Annotated in this window: 6 protein-coding genes; 2 read left to right on the top strand and 4 right to left on the bottom strand. The window is 45.4% G+C overall.

Features of this window, described 5'->3' with window-relative positions:
* Together LI091_RS04275 and LI091_RS04270 are read left to right on the top strand one after the other, a co-directional pair.
* The coding region (locus tag LI091_RS04275; RefSeq protein ID WP_173733178.1) for a zinc ribbon domain-containing protein at positions 1 to 274 on the top strand (274 nt) is incomplete at its 5' end.
* A gap of 193 nt (positions 275 to 467) precedes the next feature.
* The gene (locus tag LI091_RS04270) at positions 468 to 1,601 is read left to right on the top strand and encodes an ROK family transcriptional regulator (RefSeq protein ID WP_059086717.1); all 1,134 of its coding nucleotides are present in this window, start codon (positions 468 to 470) and stop codon (positions 1,599 to 1,601) included.
* Positions 1,602 to 1,711: 110 nt separating this feature from the next.
* On the opposite strand, the gene udk is transcribed toward LI091_RS04270, so the two are convergent.
* The 4 genes from udk to rsxC all read right to left on the bottom strand — a co-directional run bounded on the left by udk (position 1,712) and on the right by rsxC (position 6,097).
* Positions 1,712 to 2,332, bottom strand: a complete 621-nt coding sequence (gene udk, locus LI091_RS04265; RefSeq protein ID WP_015526187.1) for a uridine kinase — start codon at positions 2,330 to 2,332, stop codon at positions 1,712 to 1,714.
* Positions 2,333 to 2,507: 175 nt separating this feature from the next.
* Complete coding sequence (locus LI091_RS04260; RefSeq protein WP_015526188.1) at positions 2,508 to 3,386, bottom strand: methylenetetrahydrofolate reductase; 879 nt, start codon at positions 3,384 to 3,386, stop codon at positions 2,508 to 2,510.
* 124 nt (positions 3,387 to 3,510) lie between these two features.
* A complete protein-coding gene (locus tag LI091_RS04255) occupies positions 3,511 to 4,131 on the bottom strand; it encodes a methylenetetrahydrofolate reductase C-terminal domain-containing protein (protein ID WP_021976351.1) in 621 nt (206 codons plus the stop codon).
* Position 4,132: 1 nt separating this feature from the next.
* Positions 4,133 to 6,097, bottom strand: a complete 1,965-nt coding sequence (gene rsxC, locus LI091_RS04250; RefSeq protein ID WP_265190865.1) for an electron transport complex subunit RsxC — start codon at positions 6,095 to 6,097, stop codon at positions 4,133 to 4,135.
* Positions 6,098 to 6,403: the final 306 nt, after the last annotated feature.

Raw genomic sequence — 6,403 nt, 5'->3', positions numbered from 1 at the left:
GCTGCACCTTGGGAAAGGTGTGCAGGATAACGGGTACGGGCAGTTTTTGTTCATGCTGGGATACAAGCTGGAAGAATGCGGAAAACATCTTATAAAAGTAGACCGTTATTTTGCATCCAGCAAGATCTGCAGTGTATGCGGACATAAGAAAAAGGAACTGGCATTGTCGGATAGAATGTATGTTTGTGAATGTGGAAACAGGATGGACCGGGATGTGAATGCAGCAGTCAACATCCGTGAAGAAGGAAAAAGAATCTATAAAGAATGTGCCTGACGGCACAAGAAAAAAATCCGTAACCGGATAAACATAAAAAACAAAACCGCGGGACACGCGGGGATAGCCTGTTTTAGCTTTGCCCTAAAGGGTAATCGAGCAGGAAGCCCCCACTTCAAAATCGTAAGATTTAAGTGGTGGGAGCATGTCACGACTTAAACATATCTATAATTACTTTTATCAGGAGAATCTCATGAGTGAAAAAGGATTAACCACCATCAATTTAAAAAAAATAAACCGCTCCAAGGTTTACCAATATATATACAAAACACACCAGACTTCCAAAATGCAGATCGTCCAGGATCTTCAGATGGGGCTTTCCACCGTAAGCCAGAACCTGAACCTGCTGGAAAAAGAAGGGCTTATTGACAGAAACGGATATTTTGATTCCACAGGTGGTCGAAAGGCCCAGGCCATCCAGATCGTCTCGGATTTCCGGATTTCCATTGGAATCGGGATCCTGAAAAACATGTTCCATATCACAGCAATCGACTTATATGGAAATGCCTTTTATACAGAAACCATTGCTCTTCCCTATTCCAACACAGAAGAATATTACAGACAGCTGACCGATAAAGTACGAAAATTCATCGCAGAAAATCACTATCCGAATGAAAAGATCCTGGGTATTTCCATTGCCACACAGGGGATCACTTCTCCGGATAATTCCACTGTGATCTACGGAAACATCATGAACAATACCGGAATGAAACTGGAGGATTTTTCCCGGCATCTTCCTTACCCCTGCCATCTGGAACATGATTCCAAATCCGCTGCTTTTCTGGAGCTGTGGAATCACCCGGAGCTTGACAGTGCTGTCGTGTTCCTTCTGAACCGAAACCTGGGCGGTGCCATTATCACCAATCATCAAATTCATCAGGGAAGTTCCATGCACAGCGGAACCCTTGAGCATATGTGCGTCAATCCTGACGGCCCTTTATGTTACTGCGGAAACCATGGCTGTCTGGAAACCTACTGCTCTGCCAACGCTCTGGAACAGTCTGCCGGGATGCCTGTGAAGGAATTTTTCCCGCTGCTCCGCGAAAAAAAATCTCCCCGGCTTGCTGAGCACTGGGAAGATTACCTGAACCATCTGGCATTTGCCATGAAAAACCTGAACCTGATCATCGATGCGCCGATCATCATCAGCGGATATCTGGCACCTTATTTTACGGAAGAAGACATCACTTATCTGCTGGAACACATCAACACAGGCGCACCCTTTACCCTGGATAAAGATCAGATTCTGGTCGGCACCCACGGGCAGTATACACCTGCCATTGGTGCAGCTTTATATTATGTGGAAAAATTTATACAGAGCGTGTGAATACAGGCAGCTTCACCTGAACCGCTCAAAAAAGCATGTCATACACAGCCAGACGGATATAACTTGATCCGCTCTGTCCTAAAGTATGACATGCTTTTTTATTTTACTTATTATTTTTTCAGTTCTTTCAGAAGCTGCCCGATCTTTGACACAAACAGATCAAAGGCCACATTATTCTTACCGCTGTTGATCACAATATCTGCTTTCGCCCGTGTAGACTCCACATACAGATAATGCATCGGTTTTACTGTGGTAAGATACTGATCGATGATTCCGTTTAAATCCCGTCCACGTTCCTCCACATCTCTGGAGATCCGTCTTAAGATCCTCTCATCTGCATCTGCTTCCACATAAACCTTGATATCCAGAAGATCTCGGATACGCGGATCTGCAAGAAGCAGGATTCCCTCTACCAGAATGACCGGTCTTGGTTCGATTTTCAGCACTTTGTCGGAGCGGTTGTGCTGACTGTAATCGTATACCGGACATTGGATGGTTTTGCCCTCCTTGAGTTCTTTGAGATGCTCTACCAGAAGATCGGTTTCCAGTGAATCCGGGTGATCGTAATTCACCTTCACACGTTCTTCAAAAGGAATTCCGTCCTGTCTGCGGTAGTAATTATCATGATAGATCACCACCACATCGTCTCCGAAATGCTTCTTCAGTCTGTTTGTAAATGTAGATTTGCCGGAGCCTGACCCTCCGGCGATCCCGATAATAATACTTTCCATCGTCTCTTTACCTCTTAAGCTAGAATTCTTCCGCTGTGGATCCCGCAGGCTTCCCGAAGAGTTTTTCCGTATAAAGAAGCTTTTTCTTACACAAAAGCTGCCCGGTCGGTGTGCATCTCCTGCATCCGGTTCCGGACAGCTTTTCTGGTTATTTTTTATAAAGCAATCGTTCTGATCAGATCTCAGCCTGCTCCAGAAGTGCCGGGATCTTGGATTCCCATCCAAGTGCCATGATATGTACACCCTGGCAGTATGGCTTACACTCTTTGATGATACGTGCAGCGATCTCAACACCTGTGATACCAGCTTTTGTCTTCTCTTTGTCAGCTTTCAGCTCCTCGATCATCTCATCCGGAACATGGATGCCGGCAACGTTGTTGTTCATGAACTTAGCCATTCCAGCAGACTTCGGAATGATGATACCAACCTGTACCGGTTTTCCGAACTGTTTTGCCTTTTCCATAAATTTGATGAATTTCTCCGGCTCAAATACAGCCTGTGTCTGGAAGTAGTCTGCACCTGCAGCAACCTTTCTTTCCATCTTTGCAAGCTGAGCGTCAACGGAATCGCTGCATGGAGATACAACGGCACCCTTGGAGAATTTCGGTGGCTCACCAACCAGCTGGTTTCCTCCAAGATCTACACCGGACTCGAGAAGCTGTACTGTATGAAGAAGAGATACAGAATCAAGATCGAATACCGGTTTTGCCTGCGGATGATCACCCATCTTCGTATGGTCACCTGTCAGACAGAGGATGTTCTCAATACCAAGCATAGCAGCACTTAAAAGATCAGACTCCAGTGCAATACGGTTTCTGTCACGGCATGCAAGCTGGAAGATCGGATCCATTCCGGCGTCTTTGAGAACTTTACACATTGCAAGGGATCCAAGACGCATAACCGAAGACTGGTTATCTGTTACATTGACTGCATGAACGCCTTTGAGATAAGTTTTGGCTTCTTCTACCAGTTCATCTACATGGATCCCTTTTGGCGGTCCTACTTCTGCAGAAACTACAAATTCACCACGGTCGAATAATTCTTTCATTTTCATATTATATTTGCTCCAATCATTTAAAATTTGGGGTACGGTCCACCTGCTCTGCTGCATACATTGCGGAATATTTCCGGTGAACCGTATCATAATTTAATTTGGCTTCTTAATAAATCTTTGCTTATTATTTCACTTCATCATCTGTAGCGAAATTATGGATCTGTGTCGGGCATTTCAGTGCGTCAAGGCGTCCGATCTCTTTCAGACGTCTGTAGATGCGCTCCCATCCACACTCCATATCACTGTCCACTTCGCATTTACCATTCTTGGAACCGCCGCACTGGCCGTTGACAAGACTCTTGGAGCATGCTGTGATCGGGCAGATCCCGCCGGTAAGGTTCAGATAACACTCACCACACTGGTCACATTTATATTCTAACGGTGTTACACCCTGGAAACCAGGTACCGGGTATGTATCGCAGGCTGCGCATACCATCTTGTCTTCCAGATATTCTGCGATGGTCTGTACACCAACACCACAGGAGAATACCAGGACCAGATCCGCTTCTCTGATCTTATCCATGTGTTTCTGAAGACGTAACTGCATATTTTCCGGATTACAGATATAATCCGTTGTCATGATCCCTGTCACATTTCCTTCAGCGGAAAGCTCCTTCTGAAGTTCAACAGCTTCTTTTTCCGGAAAACGAACTTCCTTGCATCCATGGCAGTTGATGATAAAAACTTTCTTTCCGGCTGCCAGTGATACGATAGTTTCTTTTGCTTTTAACTGGGTAATCAACATATCACTTCATCCCCCTTACTGCATTTTTTCCGGCTTTGATACTGTTAATGATCGGAATCTTGGAAGAACAGATATACTGACAGCATCTGCACTCAACACAGTCCATGACATTCATGTCCTTCATGCCCTGCCAGTTCTCTTCTTTCGCATATTTTACGAAATACAGAGGAGAAAGTTCCATCGGACATACGTCCACACAGCGTCCGCACTTGATACATGGCTGCTCTTTGGTCTCGTCTGTATCAATGACGATGATACCGTTGGAGCCCTTCATCATAGGTACCTCCAGAGTGTTCAGAGGGAATCCCATCATAGGTCCGCCCATCTTGACCAGAACATCGTCATCTGTAAATCCACCGCAGTAATCGATCAGCTCTTTTACGCTGGTACCGATCTTGATGATAAAGTTGCCAGGATTCTTGATCTTCTCGCCTGTTACGGTTGCAACACGCTCGATCAGCGGCATACCCTTCTGGATCGCATCGGAGATCGCTTTTACAGTACTGATATTATCTACGATAACGCCAACATCTGCCGGAAGGCCGCCGCTTGGAACCTTTCTGCCCATGACACGCTTGATGAGAGTTTTCTCAGCACCCTGCGGGTATTTGGTTCTTGCAACAAAAACTTCCATATTTCCGATATCGGCAACTTTTTCCTGCATTAATTCGATCGCATCCTGCTTGTTATCCTCGATGACAATGATGCCCTTCTCAGCACCTGTTGTCTTAAGGATCGCTTTCAGACCGAAAATAATATCATCAGCAAACTCAAGGAGAACCTTATGGTCTGCTGTTAAATATGGCTCACACTCACATCCGTTGAGAAGGATGGTATCAACCGGCTTCGCAGGTTTCAGTTTAACACAGGTCGGGAAACCTGCACCACCCATACCAACGATTCCGGCATCCTTTACGATCTCAATGATCTCATCCGGTGTAAGTTCGTCCAGGGCTTTATGTGGCTGTACGGATTCGTGCAGAGTATTTTTTCCGTCGGATTCGATGACAACTGCCATCACCTCACTGCCTCTTGTACCATGCATACGTGGCTCAACAGCAACTACGGTTCCGCTTACACTAGAATGTACCGGTGCGCTGATAAATCCGGCAGCTTCTCCGATCTTCTGTCCAACCTTTACTGTGTCGCCTACTTCCACGATCGGGTTGGCAGGTGCACCAAGATGCTGGGACATGGAGATCACAACCGTCTTCGGATCCGGGAATTTCTTCAGATCGATATGCTCGCTGAATTCCTTGTGCTCTGACGGATGAACGCCACCATAGTATCCGTTCAGTCTGTCCTCTCTGATAGACTTCACGTAATCATTGATCACCTTAAAGTTAACCTTGGAGTAATCACGTACCTGTACCGGCTGGTTCAGGAACTCTTCCAGACGACCCTGTTTTGCCAGTCTCTGGTAAATCTTCTCCCATGCGCAGTCCTTGTTAGGATCCACTTCACATTTCCCGTTCTTTGCTCCGCCGCACTGTCCGTTCACAAGACTCTTGGAACAGTCGACGATAGGACAGACGCCTCCGGTAATGTTCAGATAGCACTGTGCACATGCATCACAGCTCTTTTTGGTAAGTGCCATGCCGTGATGGCCTCTGTAGTTAAGGGTATTACTTGCTGCGATCACCGGCTTACCGGTCAGATCTGCAACAGTCTGGATACCAAGACCACAGGAGATCACAACTACATTCTCTGTACCTTCCGGCAGCAGATCCTGTAATTTTCTTTCTGTGTGCATCTTGTTGCACAGAAAATCGAATTTCGCACTGCCTGTGACGGTTTTTCCCTGCTCCGCAGCAAATTTCAGGAATTCCTCGCAATCCGGTTCGTCAACGGTCTCAAATTCCTTGAAACACTTGTTACAGGCGATTACAAACAGATTGTCCCTGCCGTTCAGCACTGATGCAAGCTCATCACTGCTTTTCAGCTTGTACTTAGTATAGTTTTCCAATTGCTCACCTTCCTTATAAAGATTATATCCTTATGATTATCTGCTCTTATCCGTTCCCTCCTTCTCTGCACTCCCAGGAAAGAAACAATAAAACCAAATAAATAAGTTCTTTGTTATTTGTTCAGCCCTTCGAAAATCCTGGTCCAAAAAAAGGCCGCAATATTTCCTCTGACTGCTACAATAAATGTACCATAATTTGAACATATTATCCAGTTTTATTAGCTATTTTTATAAATTTATTCTATGATTTCATTCCAATCGTCTATGGATGTACGGATATTTGTACAACTTCTGTTATGCTGCATG

It is taken from the genome of Blautia sp. MSK20_18, from assembly GCF_020553125.1.
Lineage (GTDB): Bacteria > Bacillota > Clostridia > Lachnospirales > Lachnospiraceae > Blautia_A > Blautia_A fusiformis.
Note: the sequence above shows the minus strand (reverse complement) of the source record. Positions and strands in the feature narration are given on the sequence as shown.